Origin of the sequence: Streptomyces sp. NBC_00690 (assembly GCF_036226685.1) — a bacterium.
Lineage (GTDB): Bacteria > Actinomycetota > Actinomycetes > Streptomycetales > Streptomycetaceae > Streptomyces.
Genome location: NZ_CP109009.1, coordinates 6,112,227 through 6,132,510, shown reverse-complemented (window position 1 = coordinate 6,132,510; position 20,284 = coordinate 6,112,227). Strand labels below are relative to the sequence as shown.

The window sequence follows — 20,284 nt, the reverse complement described above, 5'->3', positions numbered from 1 at the left end:
TGTAGAGTTGCATACAGACTGTACGGAACTCAAGGGGGCAGGATGGAATCGACCGACACCAAGCACACCCAGCGATCCCGGGCGACCCGGGCAGCTCTCATCGCCGCCGCTCGTTCGCTGTTCGCCGAGCGCGGCTACGCGGGGGTGGGGACCGAGGAGATCGTCCGGGCGGCGGGGGTGACCAGAGGCGCGCTCTACCACCAGTTCCGGGACAAGACCGATCTGTTCGACGCCACGGTGCAGACGGTCGAGGCAGAACTGACCGGGCGGATCGCCGAGCAGGTCATGACGACCGCAACGGATCCGGTGGAGGCGCTGAAGGCAGGCGCACGCGCGTTTCTCGACGCCTTCGCCGAGCCGGACGTGGAACGCATCCTGCTGCTGGACGCGCCAGGAGTGTTGGGCTGGCGGCGATGGCGGGAGATCGGGCAGGAGCACGGCCTCGGAGTGATCACAGGGGCCCTGGAGGCGGCGATGGCAGCCGGGGCGATCACCACCCGACCCGTACCGCCGCTGGCCCACATCCTTCTCGGCGCTCTGGACGAGGCGGCGCTGATGGTCGCGCACTCGGACGATCCCGGGGCAACCCGCACGGAGATGACGGAGGCGCTGGAGCACCTGGTGGAAGGGCTGCTGGTACGAAGCACCGACCGAGCGGACTGAGCCGGTGCCGTCCACCGGTCCGGTTCCACGGGTGCCCGATCCAGTGAGTAGCTGGCGTCTCTGGCGGCTCAACCGCTCGTTGCCGAAGGTTCAAGGGACCGGGTGGCGTCCGTAGACACGGTAGGGGCCCGACTCCGCACCAGGCGAGTCGGGCCCCTACCGGGATGAACGTATGAGATCAGTCCGTCAGATTCACCGAACGGGCGGACGCGGCGCCGATCTCCTCGGCGATCTCCGTGAGCACCGTCTGCGGCACATTGTCGTCGACGGTGAGGACGACCAGGGCCTCGCCACCCTCTTCGGCGCGCGAGACCTGCATGCCCGCGATGTTCAGTCCGGCCTCACCCAGGATGCGACCGACCGTACCGACGACACCGGGACGGTCCTCGTAGCGCAGCACCAGCATGTGGTCGGCGAGCGCCAGGTCGATGTCGTGCTCGCCGATCGCCACGATCTTCTGGAGGTGCTTGGGGCCGGCGAGGGTGCCGGAGACGGCGACCTCTTCGCCACCCGAGAGGGTGCCGCGCACGGTGACGACGTTCCGGTAGTCCGGGGACTCCGAACTGGTCGTCAGCCGGACCTCGACACCGCGCTCCTGGGCGAAGAGCGGAGCGTTGACATAGGAGACCGTCTCGTCGACGACATCCTCGAACACGCCCTTGAGTGCCGAAAGTTCCAGCACCTTGACGTCGTGCTGGGTGATCTCGCCGTACACCTCGACGTCGAGACGGACCGCGACCTCGCCCGCGAGTGCGGTGAAGATGCGACCGAGGCGCTCGGCGAGCGGCAGACCCGGCTTGACGTCCTCGGCGATCACGCCGCCCTGGACGTTCACCGCGTCCGGTACGAGCTCACCGGCGAGCGCGAGACGCACCGAACGCGCCACGGCGACACCGGCCTTCTCCTGCGCCTCGTCGGTCGACGCACCGAGGTGCGGCGTACAGACGACCTGGTCGAACTGGAACAGCGGCGAGTCGGTGCAGGGCTCCTTGGCGTACACATCGAGGCCGGCGCCGGCGACGCGCCCTTCCTTGAGCGCGGAGGCGAGCGCCTCCTCGTCCACGATCCCACCACGGGCGGCGTTGACGATGCGCACGGACGGCTTGACCTTGTGCAGCGCCTCGTCGCCGATGAGCCCGAGGGTCTCGGGCGTCTTGGGCAGGTGCACGGTGATGAAGTCGGACGTTTCGAGGAGCTCGTCGAGCGTCAGCAGCTTGACACCCATCTGCGCGGCCCGGGCGGGCTGCACATAGGGGTCGTACGCCACGATCTTCATGCCGAAGGCCGACATGCGCTGGGCGACGAGCACGCCGATGCGGCCGAGACCGACGACACCGAGCGTCTTCTCGCTCAACTCGACGCCGGTGTACTTGGAACGCTTCCACTCGCCATTCTTCAGGGCGGTGTTGGCCTGGGGGATGTTGCGCGCGGTGGCGACCAACAGACCGCAGGCCAGCTCGGCTGCGGTGACGATGTTGGAGGTGGGGGCGTTGACGACCATCACGCCGGCCTTGGTGGCGGCGGAGACGTCGACGTTGTCCAGACCGACACCGGCACGCGCGACGACGCGCAGCTTCTTGGCGGCTGCGATGGCTTCGGCATCGACCTTGGTGGCGGAACGCACAAGGATGGCGTCCACATCGGCGATGGCGGGGATCAACTCCGCGCGGTCCGCACCATTGCAGTGGCGGATCTCAAAGTCAGGGCCGAGCGCATCCACAGTGGCGGGCGACAGCTCTTCAGCGATGAGTACGACTGGTTTCCGAGACGCAGTGCTCACGTGAGTCCTCACTAGTCCAGTGCAGACGGCCGTCCCGACGGCCGCAGGCGGTGGAGGGGGCTAGCCGCGTGGAAGACGCACGACACTGTGGGCCTGACGCGAAGTGTTGTTGAGAAGTGTAGTGGTGGTTCAGGGTGTGTCTTGTGCCTTCTCGGCAGGATCACCCGTCCGTGGCTGGCCGAAGTGGAGAACCGCCCGGCAAGTACCGGGGTGTCCACGAGTGTCCGGGGCGCACGCCAAGTGCTCGCGCGCCGGGCAGGCGCACAACGGCGAAGGGCCGGGACACGGTCGTCCCGACCCTCGCCGTACGGCTTACGCGTCGTCGTTGTCGACCCAGCTCATGAGCTTGCGGAGCTCCTTGCCCGTGGTCTCCAGCAGGTGGTTCTCGTCCTGCGTCTTGTACTCGTTGTACTTCTTCAGACCGCCGTGGTACTCGTCCATCCAGTTGCGCGCGAACGTGCCGTCCTGGATCTCGGCGAGGATCTTCTTCATCTCGACCTTGGTCTGGTCGGTGATGATGCGGGGACCGGTGATGTAGTCGCCCCACTCGGCCGTCTCGGAGACCGACCAGCGCATCTTCTCCAGGCCGCCCTCGTACATCAGGTCCACGATCAGCTTCAGCTCGTGGAGGCACTCGAAGTACGCGATCTCCGGCTGGTAGCCGGCCTCGACCAGCGTCTCGAAGCCGGCCTTGACCAGCGCGGACGCACCGCCGCACAGGACGGCCTGCTCGCCGAAGAGGTCGGTCTCGGTCTCCTCGGTGAAGGTGGTCTTGATGACGCCGGCGCGGGTGCCGCCGATGCCCTTGGCGTAGGACAGGGCGAGCTCGAAGCCCTTGCCGGTGGCGTCCTGCTCCACGGCCGCGATACAAGGAACTCCGCGACCCTCCTCGTACTGGCGGCGCACGAGGTGGCCCGGGCCCTTGGGGGCGACCATGGCGACGTCGACGCCGGCCGGGGGCTTGATGAAGCCGAAGCGGATGTTGAGTCCGTGACCGAAGAACAGCGCGTCGCCGTCCTTCAGGTTCGGGGCGATGGACTCCTCGTAGACCTGTGCCTGAATCGGGTCCGGCACGAGGACCATGATGACGTCGGCCTCGGCGGACGCCTCGGCAGGGGTCACCACGCGCAGGCCCTGCTCCTCGGCCTTCGCCTTGGACTTGGAACCCTCGTGCAGACCGACGCGGACATCGACGCCGGAGTCACGGAGCGACAGGGCGTGCGCGTGACCCTGGCTGCCGTAGCCGATGACCGCGACCTTGCGGTTCTGAATGATGGACAGGTCGGCATCGTCGTCGTAGAACAGCTCGGCCACTGGAATGTCTCCTTGGTGTGCAGGTGTGCGTCCCACCGTACGGCGGGAGTGGGCGGGGAGGTTTTGGGGTCTCGCCATGCGAGCCGGTGCGCGGGTCAGGCGCTGCGGTCGAGCGCGCGCAGGGACCGGTCGGTGATGGACCGGGCGCCACGCCCTATGGCGATCGTGCCGGACTGGACCAGCTCCTTGATGCCGAACTGCTCCAGCATCTTGAGCATGGCCTCCAGCTTGTCACTCGAACCGGTGGCCTCGATGGTGACGGCCTCCGGGGAGACGTCCACTGTCTTGGCGCGGAACAGCTGGACGATCTCGACGATCTGGGAGCGGGTCTCGTTGTCGGCGCGGACCTTCACCAGCACCAACTCGCGCTGGATGGCGTTGGCCGGCTCCAGTTCGACGATCTTCAGGACGTTGACGAGCTTGTTGAGCTGCTTGGTCACCTGCTCCAACGGCAGTTCCGCGACATTGACCACGATCGTGATGCGGGAGATGTCGGGGTGCTCGGTGATACCGACGGCGAGGGAGTCGATGTTGAAGCCACGGCGGGAGAAGAGGGCGGCGATCCGCGCGAGGATGCCGGGGGTGTTCTCCACGAGGACGGAGAGCGTGTGCTTCGACATGTGGGAGGTGTGCGCCGGGTGGTGGTAGGAGGTCATCGGAGTCGATCTCTCTCTTCTGCTCGCTCGCTCAGTCGTCTTCGTTGTCGCCGAAGTCGGGGCGGACCCCGCGGGCGGCCATGACCTCGTCGTTGGAGGTGCCGGCGGCGACCATCGGCCAGACCATGGCGTCCTCGTGGACGATGAAGTCGACCACGACGGGACGGTCGTTGATGGAGTTGGCCTCGGCGATGACCTTGTCGAGGTCGTCGGGGGATTCACAACGGATCGCGTAACAACCCATCGCCTCGGACAGCTTGACGAAGTCGGGGACGCGGGTGCCACCGCTGGGCTCGCCGCCATCTCCACTGCCCGAGTGCAGCACGGTGTTGGAGTAGCGCTGGTTGTAGAAGAGGGTCTGCCACTGGCGGACCATCCCGAGCGCGCCGTTGTTGATGATGGCGACCTTGATCGGGATGTTGTTGAGCGCGCAGGTGGTGAGTTCCTGATTGGTCATCTGGAAGCAGCCGTCACCGTCGATCGCCCAGACCGTGCGGTCGGGTGCACCGGCCTTGGCGCCCATGGCGGCCGGGACCGCGTACCCCATCGTTCCGGCACCACCGGAGTTCAGCCAGGTGGCGGGCTTCTCGTACTCGATGAAGTGGGCGGCCCACATCTGGTGCTGTCCCACGCCTGCGGCGTAGATGGTGTTCTCGGGGGCGAGTTGGCCGATGCGCTGGATGACCTGCTGGGGGGAGAGGCTGCCGTCCCCGGGCTGGTCGTAGCCGAGGGGGTACGTCTCGCGCCAGCGGTTCAGGTCCTTCCACCACCCGGCGTAGTCGCCGGTGTGGCCCTCGCTGTGCTCGGCCTGGACCGCCTGGACCAGATCGGCGATCACCTCGCGGGCGTCCCCGACGATCGGCACGTCGGCGATGCGGTTCTTGCCGATCTCGGCGGGGTCGATGTCCGCGTGGACGATCTTGGCGTACGGCGCGAAGCTGTCCAGCTTGCCGGTCACGCGGTCGTCGAAGCGGGCACCGAGGGCGACGATCAGATCGGCCTTCTGGAGCGCGGTGACGGCGGTGACCGCGCCATGCATACCGGGCATTCCGACGTGCAGCGGGTGGCTGTCGGGGAAGGACCCCAGCGCCATCAGCGTGGTGGTGACGGGGGCGCCGGTCAGCTCCGCGAGGACCTTCAGCTCCGCGGTGGCGCGGGCCTTCATCACACCGCCGCCGACGTAGAGGACCGGCCGCTTGGCCTGGACGATCAGCTTGGCGGCCTCGCGGATCTGCTTGGCGTGCGGCTTGGTCACCGGGCGGTAGCCGGGCAGGTCCTGGGTGGGGGGCCAGCTGAAGGTGGTCTTGGCCTGGAGGGCGTCCTTGGCGATGTCGACGAGGACCGGTCCGGGGCGGCCGGTGGAGGCGATGTGGAACGCCTCGGCGATCGTCCGCGGGATGTCGTCGGCATTGGTGACCAGGAAGTTGTGCTTGGTGATCGGCATGGTGATGCCGACGATGTCCGCTTCCTGGAAGGCGTCGGTACCGATCGCCTTGGAGGAGACCTGACCGGTGATCGCGACCAGCGGGACGGAGTCCATGTGGGCGTCGGCGATCGGGGTGACCAGATTGGTGGCACCGGGTCCCGAGGTCGCCATGCAGACGCCGACCTTGCCGGTGGCCTGGGCGTATCCGGTGGCGGCGTGCCCCGCACCCTGCTCGTGGCGGACCAGGACGTGACGGACCTTGGTGGAATCCATCATCGGGTCGTAGGCGGGGAGGATGGCGCCGCCGGGGATGCCGAAGACGGTGTCCGCCCCCACTTCCTCAAGAGAGCGGATGAGGGACTTGGCACCCGTGACGTGCTCGACTGCGGGGGTGGAGCTTCCGACAGTACGGGCCCGCGGCTGCGGATGGTGGGCCCCGGTGGCCTGCTCGGTCATCGGCATTCTCTTCTCAAAGCTGAGGGCTGACGCTGAGGTTGGTGCTGAGGATCTGGCGGGTGCTGCGCTGGGTGGTGCGGGCGGGTGAGCGGATTCGTCGGTCCCGACGGGTGTGGCTCTGCCGCCCTGTTCGGGCGACGGTTGCGCCAGGAGTGCGGAACCGCTCGAACTCTTGGCCGTTGTGCTGCTGAATGCTTGTTTTCTGCTGTTTTGTTGTCTTGCTTCAGGATTTCATGAGTGGTGCGAAGGGTTCAGTCGGGGCCCGGTGAGGGGCTGTGCGGGGAGTTCTCACACCTGGAAACTGCATCGGTACAACAAAAAACCCCTCGTGCCGTGAGGCAAGCGAGGGGAGCGCGTCGGGGGGATTCAGCAGGGCCTTCAAGGCTCCGCTCAGCCGACGCGCTTTCCAAGTACGAGAATTCGGGTGCGCATGGCACAGACCCTCCACCTCAGCCCGTGGGGCTGTCAAGCGGGTGGGACGCGCGTCTCACTATTTGAGCCGGTGCGCGTCGTCAATGAGCCACCGGCAAGCAGCGGGAGTACCGCTCCGCCCGGCAGCGGGAAGTCGTCGCGGACCAGGGCCCTGCGCAGCCGGTACTCATCGAGGGGGCCCGCGAACGCCATGCCCTGACCATGCGTGCACCCCATGCTGCGCAGTGCGAGCACCTGCTCGGGGAGGTCCACCCCATCGGCGACGGACTGGAGGCCGAGGTCTCCGGAGATCCGCAGCAGTCCGCTAGTGATCTTGTGCAGTCGGGAGGACTCCACAATGCCCTCGATCAGCCCTCGATCCAGCTTCAGCAGGTCCACGGGGAGCCTGCGCAGGGCGTTGATCGCGGCATGACCGCTACCGAACCCGTCGAGCGCGATCCGGACACCGAGTCGGCGCAGCGCGACGAGCCGTTGTTCGAGGTCGTCGAAGGAGATCCGCGGATCGCTGTCGGCGAGTTCGATGATGAGCGCCCCGGGCGGGAGGCCGTGGCGGGTCAGCAGGGCCTCGACGGTGCCGCAGGGCAGTGACCGGTCCAGGAGTCTGCGGGCGGACAGTCGCACCGATACGGGCACCCGGTGGCCGAGCCGGTCCCGCTCCGCCGCCTGTTCCACGGCCTCCTCCACCAGCCAGCGTCCCAGCTCTGCGGTGCGGTCGCCATCGTCGGACGAGCGGAGGAACTCGGCGGGTGTGAACAGCATCCCCTGTGCGGAGCGCCAGCGGGCCTGCGCGGCCACGGCTTCGATGCGACCGGTGGCGAGGTTGACCACGGGCTGGTGGAGCAGTGCGAACTCTCCGTCGTGCAGGGCGCTGCGCAATCGGGCCGCCAACTCGGTACGTCGGACGACTTCGGCCTGCATCTGGGGCGCGTAGAGCTCGACGCGGTCCTTGCCACCGGCCTTGGCCCGGTACATGGCAAGGTCGGCGTTGCGCATGAGGTCGGTGGGGGTGATGCCCTCCTCGGCGAAGGCGACACCGATCGAGGCGGCGACCCGGACGTCGTGGCCGTCGATCCGGTAGGGCTGGGAGAGGGTGAGTCTGAGCCGGTCGGCGATCTCGGCGACCTGTGTCTCGCGGGCCGTCTCGTCCACCGTGCCGTCGCCGAGGATGAGTGCCGCGAACTCATCGCCCCCGAGTCGGGCTGCGGTGTCCCCCGCCCGTACGGAGTCGGCGAGCCGACCGGCGGCCTGGATCAGCAGGTCGTCACCCGCTTGATGGCCGAGGCGGTCATTGACGCCCTTGAAGCCGTCGAGGTCGATGAAGAGCACGGCCGTGCCCCGGTCCGAGGCCCGTCTACCGCTCAGCGCGCGGCGGACGCGATCGGTGAAGAGCGCCCGGTTGGGCAGGTCGGTGAGCGGATCGTGTTCGGCGCTGTGCTGGAGCTGGGCTTGCAGGCGCACGCGTTCGGTGACGTCGCGGCTGTTGAAGATGAGCCCGCCCTGATGACGGTTGACGGTGGACTCCACATTGAGCCAGTCACCACTGCCCGAGCGGAAGCGGCACTCGATGCGGGTGGTCGGCTCCTCGGCCGGTGAGGCCGCCAGGAAGCGGCGCACCTCCCGGATGACCCTGCCGAGGTCCTCCGGATGGATAAGGGTGGCCAGCTCGGAGCCGATCAGCTCGTCCGCCTCACGTCCGTAGACCCCGGACGCGGCGGGGCTGACGTACCGCAGCACTCCGGTGGGCGCAGCGATCATGATGACGTCGCTGGAGCCCTGCACGAGCGAGCGGAAGTGGTTCTCCTTCTGGGCCAGCTCATGGGTGAGGGCGATGTTGTCGACGAGCATGATGCCCTGTCGCACCACGAGCGCCAGGACGACCGTGCAGCCGGTGAGGACGACGACCCGGTCGACCGTTCGGCCCTCGACAACGTTGTAGAGAATGCCCAGGGTGCAGACCGCGGCGGCCAGATAGGGGGTCAGGGCGGCCAGCGACCCGGCAACGGGCCTGCTCGGGCGGGGCGGGCGCGGTGGCCGTACGGTCTCGGCCGAGCGTCTGGCGCCCCAGGGTGCGTACGCCAGCAGGAGCGAGCCGGCGAACCAGCCGGCGTCGAGGAGTTGGCCGGAGCGGTAGCTCTCCCGCAGCAGGGGGGAGGTGAACAGGGTGTCGCACAACACGGTCAGGGCGAGCGCGGCGATGGCGGTGTTGACGGCCGAGCGGTTGGTGGCCGAGCGCCGGAAGTGCAACGCCAGAACCATGCTGACCAGGACGATGTCGAGGAGCGGGTACGCGAGCGCGAGTGCGGCGGGGGCGACGCTCTCTCCCTGTACGCGGGTGGTGTGGGCGAGCGCGAGGCTCCAGGAGAGGGTCAACAGTGAACCGCCGATCAGCCAGGCGTCCAAGCCGAGGCAGACCCAGCCGGCCCTGCTCACCGGGCGCTTGGCGAGCACCAGCAGCCCGACGATGGCGGGCGGGGCGAAGCAGAGGAAGAAGAGGTCGGCGATGGAGGGGCTGGGCACCTCGCGGTGCAGGACCACCTCGTACCAGCCCCAGATGGCGTTGCCCGCGGAGGCCATCAGCGAGGAGAGCGCGAAGAGCAGCCAGGCGGGACGCAGTCGGGGTGGGCTCGTGCGTGCGTAGAGGAAGCAGGAGACGGCTGCGACGAGAGCGCCCGCGCTGAGGCCGAAATCCCCCATGATCAAAGCCAGTTCGGGTGAGCCCCAACCGAGCGCCGCGCCCACTCCGTAGCCGGCACAGATCAGGGCGAGGATGAGTTGGGCGACCAGGCCCTTGCCGCTGGGGGCGGGCTCACGGGCCGCCATCGCCCCCGGCGCGCTCACCGGGCCGCTCCTTGCGGTGTGCCCGGCACGGACGACCGGTGTGCGGCGGTGGGGGATCCAGCGGGTGCGTAGGGCGGGAAGGGCTGGACGGGCGGTCCGACCAGCGTGGTCGGCAGTGCCCGGGGAACAAGGCGCGGGGAAGTCCACGAGGTGCGTAATGGCGGAGTGGGCGCCGAGGGCTGGAAGGGCGCCACGAACGGCCTCGACACCACGGACACCAAAGAGGTGTCGGACACCTGTCGGGTTCCGGACGTCGGTCGACTGGGGGCTGTCCTTCGGGTGGGGGACGGCCGTCGGGTTGGAGACGACCGTCGGGTTGGGGCGCTCGGCCCGCGGGAAGCGATCACCGTTGTGATGGCCGGGCTCACCCGCGGCGGGCGAAGCGCCCGGCCGAGGACGTCAACCGCGCTGGTGCCCCTGCCGGGAAGGGGTGCGTGCACTGCCGTGGTGATGGCGCCGGGCTCTGGATCGTGCGAGGGTCGTCGTCGACGTCCCTGCCTCATGGGATCTTGGGTCCACTGGCCGTGCATCGCCCGTCGCCCCCCTCAAAAGTCTGATTGGCAGTCAGGTCGCGTCAGCGCACCGCCCCTTGCCGGTGCAGCCCCCAGGTCCGGACGATACACCAGAATCGTCACTCAGGGACATAGTTCCTCTACTCTGAGTGACCATCAATCGCCACCGCGGCGCGCAGAGCGATTGGTTGACTTCTTGTGGTTTAACCGGGGTGTCATGTGTTCCGGATGGCCGCGACGGGCGGGCGGCCGGACCTCCGCTGGGCTCACCAGCCATTACTCCGTGGTCAGTACGACATTGTGCACGGGCTCACCGGCGACGAAGGCGCCGACCTGAGCTGCGAGCAGCTTCTTGGCGCGCGGCAGGAAGGCCGAGGTGGAGCCGCCGACATGAGGGCTGATGAGCACTCCGGGGGCATGCCACAGGGGGTGGCCAGGCGGTAGCGGCTCCGGGTCGGTGACATCGAGTGCGGCGGTGATACGGCCGGTCCCCACCTCTGCCAGCAGGGCTTTCGTATCGACGACCGGGCCCCTGGCCACGTTGACCAGGAGTGCTCCGTCCTTCATCCGGGCCAGGAACTCGGCGTCCACCAGCCCCCTGGTGTCCTCCGTGAGCGGAGTCGACAGGATCACCACATCGGCGTCCGGGAGCAGAGAGTGCACTTCGGTGAATGGGCGCACTTCACCGCGCGCCGTAGTGCGGGCAGAGCGCGCGATGCGCGCCACCCGCGCGCACTCAAAGGGCGCAAGCCGGTCTTCGATCGCCGCGCCGATCGATCCGTAGCCGACGATCAGCACCGAGGAGTCGGCGAGCGCCGGATAGAAGCCCGACCGCCACTCCTCTGCATCCTGTCCGCGGACGAAGCCGGGGATGCCGCGCAGCGACGCCAGCAGCAGGGTCAGTGCAAGCTCGGCCGTCGACGCGTCGTGGACCCCCTTGGCGTTGCACAGCCGCACCCCGGGGTGTAGCGCGCTCAGACCCGGCTCGACATGGTCGATGCCCGCCGAGAGGGTCTGGATGACCTGTACGGACGTCATCGCCGGCAGGGGACGGAGCGCTACCCCCGGCTGGAGGTAGGGAACGGTGTAGAAGACGCAGTCCGCCGGATCGGCGGGGAACTCCGGACCTCCGTTCCAGAACCGGTAGCGAAACCCGGCGTCGTCCGTCGAGGGCAGACCCTCGATCTCGTCGGCCGGAAGGGAGAGCCATATGTCTGCGGTCATGGTCACGAGGCTAGTCGTCGGGAGCCTGGGCGGAGAGGGGTGATCCGCATTGGTTAGTTTGGGGGCGGTCGAGGGAGGGATACGGGCAGTTGGAGCGCAGGACGATCGGCGCAGCGGCGCTGGCGGTGGGCGCGGTCGGACTCGGGTGCATGCCGATGCACTGGGCCTACACCGCCTCCAGGCGGCACGGGGAACAGTCACTGCGCACGGTCCACGCCGCGCTCGACGCCGGCGCCACCCTGCTGGACACGGCCGACATGTACGGGCCGTTCACCAATGAACTCCTGTTGGGACGGGTGCTGCGGGAACGACGGCGGGACGCCTTCGTCTCCACCAAGGTCGGCCTCTTGGTGGGAGACCGGCACGTGGTCGCCCACGGGCGGCCCGGGTACGTCAGACGGGCGTGTGATGCATCGCTGCGACGCCTCCAGACGGACGTGATCGATCTGTACCAGTTGCACTGTGCGGACCCCGAGGTGCCGGTGGAGGAGACCTGGGGGGCGATGGCGGAGCTGGTGGGCGCGGGGAAGGTGCGTGCGCTCGGTGTCTGTGCGCTCGGCGCGCACGGGGCGGGGGCCGGATCGGCCTCGACGGACACAACGGCACGTGGCGGCCGGTGGCGCGGTACCGCCCGGTCGACGGGCCTGGGAGACGTGCCGTACCCGGGCCCGGGCTCCGGTGGCCAGGTCAGAGCACAAGCGGGGTCCGGGTCGGGCGGGGCGGGCCCGGGGTTCTCAATGGGCGCACAGGGGGATGGGACCGCGTTCCCGACGGGTGCCACCTTCTCGACGAGCGGCGCGTTCCCGGCGGGTTCGGCGGCGAGCGGCCCGACTGGCGGATCGTTCCCGCATGCGCATGCGGGAACGATCCGCCAGTTGGAGCGGATACAGCAGGTGTTCCCGGTGAGCACCGTCCAGGCCGAGCTGTCGGTGTGGGCTCCGGAGGCGCTGGAACGGTTGCTGCCGTGGTGCGAGGCGCGCGGTGTGGGCTTCCTCGCCGCGATGCCGCTGGGGAACGGGTTCCTGAGCGGAACGCTGACACCGGGGCAGGGGTTCGAACCGGATGACATCAGGGCCCGGCATCCACGGTTCACGGCGGAGATGATGGCGGCGAACCAGCCCGTGGTGGCCGGACTGCGACGGATAGCGGCGCGCCACGGCACGGGCACCACACCCGCTCAGGTGGCGCTGGCGTGGGTGTTGGCGCAGGGGCGGCACGTGGTGGCGGTGCCGGGAACCAAGCGGGTGGAGTGGGCGGTGGAGAACGCCGGAGCAGCGGGGCTCACCCTGTCGGCGCGGGATCTGGACGAGATCCACGAACTGCCGCCTGCCAAGGGGTCGTGGGACTGACCGGCTCGGAGCCGGGCGACGGCTAGAAGAGTGACGAGGGTGGAAGGGCGACAGCGGCAGCGGCGGAGCAGCGGCGTGCGGCTCGGGTGGCCCGGGCATTTCATGGGGCGGGATCGGGAACCTCGGGCGGGCGGGCGGTGTAAGAAGGGTAGTGAGGCAGCTCATCAGCCGTCGAAGGGATCGAAACTGTGCAACGTCGGCAACGACCTGGTGTCGCGACCGTGCTGGGAGCCCTGGTGGCGCTCGCGATCACGGGGTGCTCATCGGACGGCGATGGCCAGCTGTTCGAGCCCAAGCGGGAGGATTCCCCCTCTGCCTCTTCCGCGTCCCGTAGCCCGGGCGGAAGCCCCTCGACACCCGCGCCGCCCGCGAAGGGCTCGGTCAAGGTGGTCTCCACTCTCACCGAGAACCTGAAGTCCCCGTGGGGGGCCGCCGTCCTCCCCGGTGGTGACCTTCTGGTCGGCTCCCGGGACGAGGGGACGATCACCCGTGTCGACCTGGAGACAGGGAAGCAGAGCGCAGTCGGCTCGGTGACGGGAGTGGCGGCAGGTGGTGAGGGCGGGCTATTGGGTCTGGCGGTCTCACCGTCCTTCGCTTCGGACAGATCGGTGTACGCCTACTTCACCACCATGGGGGACAACCGCGTCGCCCGCATGCTCCTCGATGAACGCAAGCCCGCGGGGCAGCAGTTGGGCGCGCCGGACACCGTGCTGCGGGGCATCCCCAAGGGGGTCGTGCACAACGGCGGGCGCATCGCCTTCGGTCCGGACAAGATGCTCTACGCGGGCACGGGCGAGACCGGCGAGACCGGTATGTCGCAGGACAAGGAGTCGCTCGGCGGCAAGATTCTGCGGATGACCCCGGACGGCCAACCGGCCCCGGGGAATCCGGAAGAGGGCTCCCTGGTCTACTCCCTGGGGCATCGCAATGTGCAGGGTCTGGCCTGGGACGCGGACAAGCGGCTCTGGGCGGCCGAGTTCGGCCAGAACACCTGGGACGAGTTGAATCTGATCGAGCCGGGAAAGAACTACGGCTGGCCCCGAGCTGAGGGCAAGGCGGGTAAGCCGGGCCTGGTGGACCCGGTCGCCCAGTGGCCCACTGACCAAGCCTCCCCGAGCGGCATCGCCTATGCGGAGGGGTCGATCTGGATGGCTGGGCTCAGAGGCGAGCGGCTCTGGCGGATTCCCCTCGCGGGCAAGGAACCTTCGGCCGATCCCCAGGCGTTCTTGGAAGGGAAGTACGGGCGTTTGCGCACGGTGGTGGCGACCGGCAGTTCACAGCTCCTCCTGATCACCAGCGAGACGGACACCCGGGGCACGCCCGAGCCGGGTGACGACAAGGTCCTCCGGCTGGATGTGACATAGGAGGTGGCTCGTCCACGATGACTGGATTCTCTGGGCTCTCCGCGTGGGATGAGGTCTTCGCTCCGGGCAACAAGCACTTGGCCGAGGAGCGCAACCGGCTGGCACTGACCAGAACGCAGGTCGGTGACAGCGACCCGGCCCGCGGGCCGATCGATCTGGCTTCGGGCAAGGTGACCGTGCGTGGCACCGCAGGGCCGGTTGGCGCTGGAGCGGATGCCACGCCTGAGGAGGCCACCCCCGTCGACTGTCCGGTCCTGTCCTCCGCCTCACCGATGGCGGCAGTCCTTCCACCGGTCCCCCGGGTGCACCGCGGCCCGCTGGATCTGGAGGAGCAAGACCGCTAGGGAGTGTCTGCCCTGTTGTGGGGCGGGCCTGTCTGACCAGTAGCCCCGGGGGTGTCGGTGCGGCCATGGCTCGGGGGCCGAGCCGGGATCCAGCCGGAGCGCTGGACGGGGCTGCTGGACCGCTGGGCCAGGTTGCTGGGTCGGCGTGCTGGGCGGGGATCCAGCAGGAGTGGCGAGTCGACACTGCCCCGGGGATCGAGGCGAGGCCAGGAGTCGAGGATTCGAGGAGTCGGCGATGCCCTGGAGTCAGGCCGAGGATTGCCCCTCTTCAAGAGTCGGGAAGAGTCGCAGTCGGTGAGCGAGTGCCGCCGCCTCGACCCGACCGGAGACACCGAGCTTCGCCAGGATGTTGGAGACATGGACGCTCGCCGTCTTCGGCGAGATGTACAGCGCCTCCGCTATCTGCCGATTGCTGCGCCCCGCAGCGACCAGCGCAAGGACGTCCACCTCTCGGGGCGTGAGCCCCAACTCGGGGCCCGCCGGAGCCATCGGGGGCTCCGGAGCCGACAGAGCCGCAGATGGGGAAGGGGCCTCCAGCGAGATCCTCGCCCGTTGTGCCAGGAGCGCGATCTCCTGGCACAACGGCTCCGCAACGAGCGCCCTGGCCGTCTCGGCGGCGCGGTGCAAGAGCTCCGTGGCACAAGCGCGCTCAGCCGGCAGCAGAGCCTCCGCCGAGCGCAGCCTCACCCTGGCCAATTCATAGGGATAGTCCAGCAGCTCAAAGGCCGCCTGCGTCTGCGCCCAGTCCCGTGCGGTGTCGCGCCCCTCGGCACGCAGGAGTTCGACCCGGACCCAGCCGTCGTACGCCAGCCAGATGGGTGCTCCGGTGGTGGCGGTCCGGGCGGCCTTCCGAACCAGCGCAAGAGCAGCGGCACGGCCCGATTCGGCGATGGGCAGCCCGCGCGTATCGGCCTCCAGAGCGGCCATCGTGCGCAGCAGCGGCCAGGCATAGCGCTGGACGCCCGGGGGGAAGCCGCCCTCCTCGACCTGGCGGAAGCGCTCCCTCGCCTCCAGCACCCCTCCCCTGGCGACCTCGATGCCCAACTCGATCGCGTCCAGCCGCAGGGAGCTGTGCAGCAGGGGATCGTGTGTGCCGAAGTGCTCCCGGGCAGTTCGGAGGTACTCCGCCGCCTTGTCCGTCTCGCCCTGGCCGAGGGCGAGTTCGCTGAGCCGGGTCGCGGCATACCCGCGGGGCTTGGGGCTGAGCGCGATCCGCAGGGCCCGCTGCGCCGCGTCCCGCATCTCGTCCCACCGACCTAGCGAGTAGTAGGACTCGGCGAGGTTCCCAAGGACCCAGGACTCGTTGTCGCGCAGACGGTACTGACGGCAGAGCTCAAGCCCCTTGAGGAGCACGTCCACCGATTCCTGGGAGCGGCCCACTCCCTCCAGTGCGGACGGCAGATTGATGTGCGAGGCGGCGATCAGCGAAGGAAGCCCCAGTTCAACGGATCGTTCCGCCACCCGGTACATCTCGGCGAAGCCTCGCTGGAGGTCGCCCGCGTCGACGAGAAGTCCGCCGAGGGCGAGTCGGGCCAGGAGTTCGTTCTCCTCGCCCCCCACCATCTGGGCGTAGGCGACGGCCCGCTCGGCGTCTGCGAGGTCGTCCGGGCCCGACGGCCGCAGCCGACTCCAATTGACCGTGGCGGCCAGCACCTCGGCGTGCGCGGCGGACGGGGGCAACCCCCGTACCAGCTCCTTTGCTTCGTGGAGTTCGGCCAGGCCGTCACCCCTGCCAAGCGCCGAGATCAGTCGGGAGCGCTGGACGGCGAACCACGAGGCCCGCAAGGGGTCCTCCTCCGTCTGGGCGAGCCGTTGACCGCGCTTGGCGATCTTCAGTGCCCGTTCCCGCTCGCCGCAGAGCCGGCCGGCGACCGTCGCTTCCGCCATCAGGTCGAGAAAGGTCAGCGGGGTGCTCGCGAGGTCGCGGATGGTCGGCGCGCACTGTCCCACGCAGTCCAGGGGCGAGAGGGTCGCGCGCAGGGATTCGGCAACGCCGTCCCACAGCTCCATGGCACGCTCCAGGAGGCGCAACTGCTCGGCGTAGGCGTGGCGCCGCCATGCCTCGACCGATGCGTCCAGTACGGCGGGGAGAGCCTTGGCCGGATCGTGTGCTTGATACCAGTAGCTGCCGAGCCGCATGGCGCGCTCCTCGTCCCGGACGAGGAGCGGATCGGCCTCCAGCGCTTCGGCGTAGCGGCGGTTGAGGCGGGAACGCTCGCCGGGCAGGAGGTCGTCGCTGACCGCCTCACGGGCCAGTGAGTGACGAAAGCGGTAGCCGTCACCATCGGCGGTGGCCAGCAGGATGTTCGCACCGACAGCAGCCCTCAGCGCCTCGATCAGATCGTCCTCGGGAAGTCGGGCGACGGCGCACAGCAGCCCGTACTCCACGGTCGAGCCGCCTTCGGCGAGGATCCGCACGATGCGCTGTGAGTCCTCGGGAAGCGCCTCCACGCGGACGAGCAGGATGTCGCGCAGTGAACTGCTGAGACCCCCGGCGCAGTTGTCGGCGATGCTGCGGGCCAGTTCCTCGACGAAGAAGGCGTTTCCGTCGGAGCGCTCGTAGACCTGCTCGACCAGTTCGAGCTCCGGTTCGGAATCGAGGATTCCGGCGAGCTGGCAGTGGACCTCGTCACGGGTGAACCGGGTCAGCCCGATCCGTTGCACCGCCCGCAGCCGGTCCAGCTCGGCCAGCAGTGGGCGCAGCGGATGACGACGGTGCACATCGTCGGATCGGTAGGTGGCGATGATGACCAGCCGTCCGCGGCGCAGGGTGCGGAAGAGGTAGGCGAGCAGGTTGCGAGTGGAGGTGTCGGCCCAGTGCAGGTCTTCCAGGACGAGGACGACCGTACGGTCGGCGGCCAGCCGCTCCAGGAGCCGTGCGGTTAGCTCGAAGAGGCGGGCGAGGCCCTCGTCGTCCTGTCGGTCCCGGTCGCCCTCGGGTCGTTCGGCGAGCTCGGGCAGAAGTCGGGCGAGCTCCTGTTCCTGGCCTGCTGCCGCCGCGGCCAGCTCCTGTGGCAGCAGACGGTTGAGCGAGCGCAGGGCCGTGGAGAAGGGCGCGAACGGCAGTCCGTCCGCGCCGATCTCGACGCACCCGCCGATCGCGACGACGGCGTCCCGACGGCAGGCTTCGGTCGTCAGTTCCTCGATGAGGCGGGTCTTGCCGACCCCGGCCTCACCACCGACGAGCAGTGCTTGCGGCACGCCGGGGCCGGTGCCCGCCGCAGCCCCACCGGCACGCACCAGGGCGTCGGTCAGCTCGGACAGCTCCAGTGCGCGCCCGACGAACACGGGACTGATCGACCTGTTCTCCACGGGACCGAGCATCGCACAGGGTTCTGACATGGCGTTCTGGTGCATCCAGGGTTCTGACATGGCGTTCTGGTGCTCGTGTACTTCGATTGGATGGTGGCGGTCCATGCCAAGGGTCAGGCGACGCGTACGAATCGCTCTTCGGGGCCCGTCACCGGGCCCTTCCCTTCCGTTGTCGCTCGTCTTTCAGTGCGGCGGGCTCGGCGTGCGTCGCGGGCGAGCTGATGGGCCTCGGCCGCCTTGATCAGGTCGGCCCTGCGGATCTCCTGGAGTCGGTACTCGAACACGGTGTCCTCCGTGGGTTGGATCGGATGGTGTGTGCCACCAAATCTCTTCTCCCAGGGGGGTGCACCGCATCGGGCCGCTGCCTCATCTTGGGCGTGGAGGGGGCCTTAGAGGGTGCGATGAGGGGCCTTAGCCGGGGTGTCCCAACGGGCGGGTCCTACCGGGCTGTGGCGGGACGTACGTAAGGCGTGGTGCTGGTCAGCGCGGTGAATCCGAGGCGGAGCAGGATCGGACGGCTCTGCTCGGAGGCGTCCACCCGGAGGAAGCGGGCCCCGCGCCGCGCAGCGGCGGCAGCGCGATGGGCGACCAGTGCGCGGTAGATGCCTCGGCCCCGCCAGCCGGGCAGCGTGCCGCCGCCCCAGAGGCCGGCGAAGCCGGTGCCGGGTGAGACCTCAAGGCGGGCCGCGCTGACCGGCTGGCCGTCCACCACCGCGACGGTCATCAACACCGTGTCCAGGTCCAACTGTCGCAGCAACCGGGCGTGCAGGGCGCCGGGATCGGTGCCGAACGCCGCCCGGTGGACCTCGGTCAGCAGTGTCACGTCCCGGGCCGTGGTGATGTCGACCAGGGCGACCCCTTCGGGCATCTCGCTCCCGTAGGAGAGGTCGCTGACGTCCGCGACCATGACGGTCTCGGCGGGTTCCGGAACGAATCCGGCCGTACGCAGTCGCTCGCCGAGGTCGTCGGGCTCATCGTGCCCGTACAGCGTCCATTCGACGTCATGACCCAACGCGGTGAAATGGCGCACCTGCTCGGCGATGGCGGCATCGGCCGTCGCTCGGTCGAGGGAGGACCAGAGGACGCCGTTCCAATCGCTTGCCGCACCGGTCTGCCGTACGACCGCGCCGACGCGTTCGACCACCGCACCCGGGGCGTCCGGGCGCGCCTCCTCGCGCATCCGAAGGTCGAACAGGGCGAGGAGGTCGTCATGGTCCATCCGGGCAGTGAAGCAGCCGCCCCGGCGCCGCGCGACTGCATTCGGCGGGCGGCACGCGGGTCGGCTAGGAGCCGGCCGCCGGCAGGCTGAGGATGAGATCGAAGTACATGGCGATCGAGATCAGCAGGCCGAGTCCACCGAGCACCGCGCCGCCCAGACCGAAGGCCCGTACCCAGCCCGGCTTGCCCGGGCGGGTGAGCACGGTCAGGCCCACGATCAGGGCGACCAGGGCGAACATGCCGTTCACCAGGGCGGTGGCGTGCCAGGCGTCCCCGTAGAGAGCGGATATCCGTTCGGCGGTGCTGCCGCCCTCCGAGGTCTCGATCTGTCCGAGGAGCGTCTGCCGCTCGGCGGCGACCCGGCCGGTCCAACTGCCGGTGAGGCCGACGACGCCGAGGCCGGCTGCAACGATGCCGGCCGCGGCGGAGAGCAGCCCGGAGGAACGGGCACTGTTCGCCGCACCGGCCTCAGCATCTTCGATCTCGTCGTCAGCTGCGTCAGCCGCGTCAGTTTCGGCGGTGGGTGTGGCGGCTGCGGACACATCGTCGTCGGAGTGCGCCTCCCGCCCGTCCTGGGCGTCTGCACCGGTCTCGCGGTTCGACCCGTTGCTCTCCTCGGCGGAAGCAGCTGGAACGGCCTCTTCCACGGTCTGCCCGGTCGCCGTCGTACCGTCCGTCTTCTCGGTGTCCTTGGTGTTCATAGGGCGCACGCTAGGCGCCCTATCTGAGAGTCCCCTTAACGCGGCGGGACCGTCCCCGTCGCGGGAACGATTCGCCGGTTCAGACCGCCGCGTCCGATGCACCCGACCCGGCCCGTCGCCATTCGGGCGCCAGCACCGACCACACCTCCGTGTCATGGCGGACGCCGCGGTGCGGGTACGACTGTCGCAGCACGCCGTCCCGGGTCATGCCGAGGCGTCGTGCCACCTTGATGCTCGCGGCATTCCCCGCCGAGACCGCCCATTCGATCCGGTGCATCCCGCGCTCCTCGACCGCCCAGTCGACGATGGTGCGCACCGCCTGGGTGACCAGCCCGCGGCCCACGGCCGACGGTTCGAGCCAGCAACCGGCCTCACAGGTGCCCGTCGTCGCGTCGAAGATGCGGAACAGGACTCCGCCGACCAGCGTGCCGTTCCACCAGATCCCGTAGATCCGGCCGGTGTCGGCGGCCTGCTTGTCGGCATAGGAACGGAGAAAGGAACGGGCCGATTCCGCATCGGTGACGACGTCCGGGAGACCGATGTACGTGCCGATGTACTGTCTGCCGCGGTCCATGTGGGCGAGGAATTCCGACGCCTGCCAGGGTTCCAGGGGGCGCAGGTGAGCGCTCTCGTCTCCCGGGGTCTGAAGCGGCACGGCGAACATGATGGTCTTCCCCTTGCGTGTGGATGCGTAC

Annotated in this window: 15 protein-coding genes; 4 read left to right on the top strand and 11 right to left on the bottom strand. The window is 69.1% G+C overall.

The annotated features are described in order from the left end of the window. Window positions 1-42 precede the first annotated feature (42 nt). Entirely contained in the window at window positions 43-663 is a 621-nt protein-coding gene (locus OID54_RS26980; RefSeq protein WP_329023605.1) for a TetR/AcrR family transcriptional regulator, read from the top strand. Window positions 664-841: 178 nt separating this feature from the next. On the opposite strand, the gene serA is transcribed toward OID54_RS26980, so the two are convergent. From serA to OID54_RS26950, 6 genes are all read right to left on the bottom strand, one after another. Then, complete coding sequence (gene serA / locus OID54_RS26975) at window positions 842-2,443, bottom strand: phosphoglycerate dehydrogenase (protein WP_329023603.1); 1,602 nt, start codon at window positions 2,441-2,443, stop codon at window positions 842-844. 312 nt (window positions 2,444-2,755) lie between these two features. Continuing rightward, entirely contained in the window at window positions 2,756-3,757 is a 1,002-nt protein-coding gene (gene ilvC / locus OID54_RS26970) for a ketol-acid reductoisomerase (RefSeq protein ID WP_329023601.1), read from the bottom strand. A 95-nt stretch (window positions 3,758-3,852) separates the two neighbouring features. Next, entirely contained in the window at window positions 3,853-4,377 is a 525-nt protein-coding gene (gene ilvN, locus OID54_RS26965; RefSeq protein WP_329023599.1) for an acetolactate synthase small subunit, read from the bottom strand. A gap of 67 nt (window positions 4,378-4,444) precedes the next feature. Continuing rightward, window positions 4,445-6,301, bottom strand: coding sequence for an acetolactate synthase large subunit (locus OID54_RS26960; protein ID WP_329023597.1), 1,857 nt, complete (start codon window positions 6,299-6,301; stop codon window positions 4,445-4,447). 459 nt (window positions 6,302-6,760) lie between these two features. Continuing rightward, window positions 6,761-9,565 carry a putative bifunctional diguanylate cyclase/phosphodiesterase gene (locus OID54_RS26955; protein ID WP_443055681.1) on the bottom strand — a complete coding sequence of 935 codons (2,805 nt, stop codon included), beginning with the start codon at window positions 9,563-9,565 and terminating at the stop codon, window positions 6,761-6,763. Window positions 9,566-10,353: 788 nt separating this feature from the next. Then, the gene (locus OID54_RS26950; RefSeq protein WP_329023595.1) at window positions 10,354-11,301 is read right to left on the bottom strand and encodes a 2-hydroxyacid dehydrogenase; all 948 of its coding nucleotides are present in this window, start codon (window positions 11,299-11,301) and stop codon (window positions 10,354-10,356) included. 89 nt (window positions 11,302-11,390) lie between these two features. On the opposite strand from OID54_RS26950, the gene OID54_RS26945 reads away from it, so the two are divergent. The 3 genes from OID54_RS26945 (at window position 11,391) to OID54_RS26935 (ending at window position 14,358) form a co-directional block, all read left to right on the top strand. Next, a complete protein-coding gene (locus OID54_RS26945) occupies window positions 11,391-12,650 on the top strand; it encodes an aldo/keto reductase (protein ID WP_329023594.1) in 1,260 nt (419 codons plus the stop codon). A 188-nt stretch (window positions 12,651-12,838) separates the two neighbouring features. Continuing rightward, window positions 12,839-14,014 (top strand): PQQ-dependent sugar dehydrogenase, encoded by a 1,176-nt coding sequence (locus OID54_RS26940; protein ID WP_443055680.1) that lies wholly within the window; start codon window positions 12,839-12,841, stop codon window positions 14,012-14,014. A gap of 17 nt (window positions 14,015-14,031) precedes the next feature. Beyond that, on the top strand, window positions 14,032-14,358 hold the full coding sequence (locus tag OID54_RS26935; protein ID WP_329023593.1) for a DUF6191 domain-containing protein: 327 nt from the start codon (window positions 14,032-14,034) through the stop codon (window positions 14,356-14,358). A gap of 246 nt (window positions 14,359-14,604) precedes the next feature. Here OID54_RS26935 and OID54_RS26930 read toward each other — a convergent pair whose 3' ends face one another. From OID54_RS26930 to OID54_RS26910, 5 genes are all read right to left on the bottom strand, one after another. Further along, window positions 14,605-17,700 carry a helix-turn-helix transcriptional regulator gene (locus tag OID54_RS26930; RefSeq protein WP_329023591.1) on the bottom strand — a complete coding sequence of 1,032 codons (3,096 nt, stop codon included), beginning with the start codon at window positions 17,698-17,700 and terminating at the stop codon, window positions 14,605-14,607. Between the two features lie 83 nt (window positions 17,701-17,783). Further along, window positions 17,784-17,954, bottom strand: coding sequence for a hypothetical protein (locus OID54_RS26925; protein WP_329023590.1), 171 nt, complete (start codon window positions 17,952-17,954; stop codon window positions 17,784-17,786). A 155-nt stretch (window positions 17,955-18,109) separates the two neighbouring features. Then, window positions 18,110-18,889: a GNAT family N-acetyltransferase gene (locus OID54_RS26920; protein WP_329023588.1), complete on the bottom strand. Its 780-nt coding sequence runs from the start codon at window positions 18,887-18,889 to the stop codon at window positions 18,110-18,112. 64 nt (window positions 18,890-18,953) lie between these two features. Then, window positions 18,954-19,589, bottom strand: coding sequence for a hypothetical protein (locus tag OID54_RS26915; protein WP_329023586.1), 636 nt, complete (start codon window positions 19,587-19,589; stop codon window positions 18,954-18,956). A gap of 79 nt (window positions 19,590-19,668) precedes the next feature. After that, window positions 19,669-20,253 (bottom strand): GNAT family N-acetyltransferase, encoded by a 585-nt coding sequence (locus OID54_RS26910; RefSeq protein WP_329023584.1) that lies wholly within the window; start codon window positions 20,251-20,253, stop codon window positions 19,669-19,671. Between the last annotated feature and the right edge of the window lie 31 nt (window positions 20,254-20,284).

Coding starts and splice junctions, on each gene's coding strand:
- OID54_RS26980 (WP_329023605.1), top strand. CDS start 43: ATGGAATCGACCGACACCAAGCACACCCAGCGATCCCGGGCGACCCGG.
- ilvN (WP_329023599.1), bottom strand. CDS start 4,377: ATGTCGAAGCACACGCTCTCCGTCCTCGTGGAGAACACCCCCGGCATC.
- OID54_RS26960 (WP_329023597.1), bottom strand. CDS start 6,301: ATGCCGATGACCGAGCAGGCCACCGGGGCCCACCATCCGCAGCCGCGG.
- OID54_RS26950 (WP_329023595.1), bottom strand. CDS start 11,301: ATGACCGCAGACATATGGCTCTCCCTTCCGGCCGACGAGATCGAGGGT.
- OID54_RS26935 (WP_329023593.1), top strand. CDS start 14,032: ATGACTGGATTCTCTGGGCTCTCCGCGTGGGATGAGGTCTTCGCTCCG.
- OID54_RS26930 (WP_329023591.1), bottom strand. CDS start 17,700: ATGTCAGAACCCTGTGCGATGCTCGGTCCCGTGGAGAACAGGTCGATC.
- OID54_RS26920 (WP_329023588.1), bottom strand. CDS start 18,889: ATGGACCATGACGACCTCCTCGCCCTGTTCGACCTTCGGATGCGCGAG.
- OID54_RS26915 (WP_329023586.1), bottom strand. CDS start 19,589: ATGAACACCAAGGACACCGAGAAGACGGACGGTACGACGGCGACCGGG.
- OID54_RS26910 (WP_329023584.1), bottom strand. CDS start 20,253: ATGTTCGCCGTGCCGCTTCAGACCCCGGGAGACGAGAGCGCTCACCTG.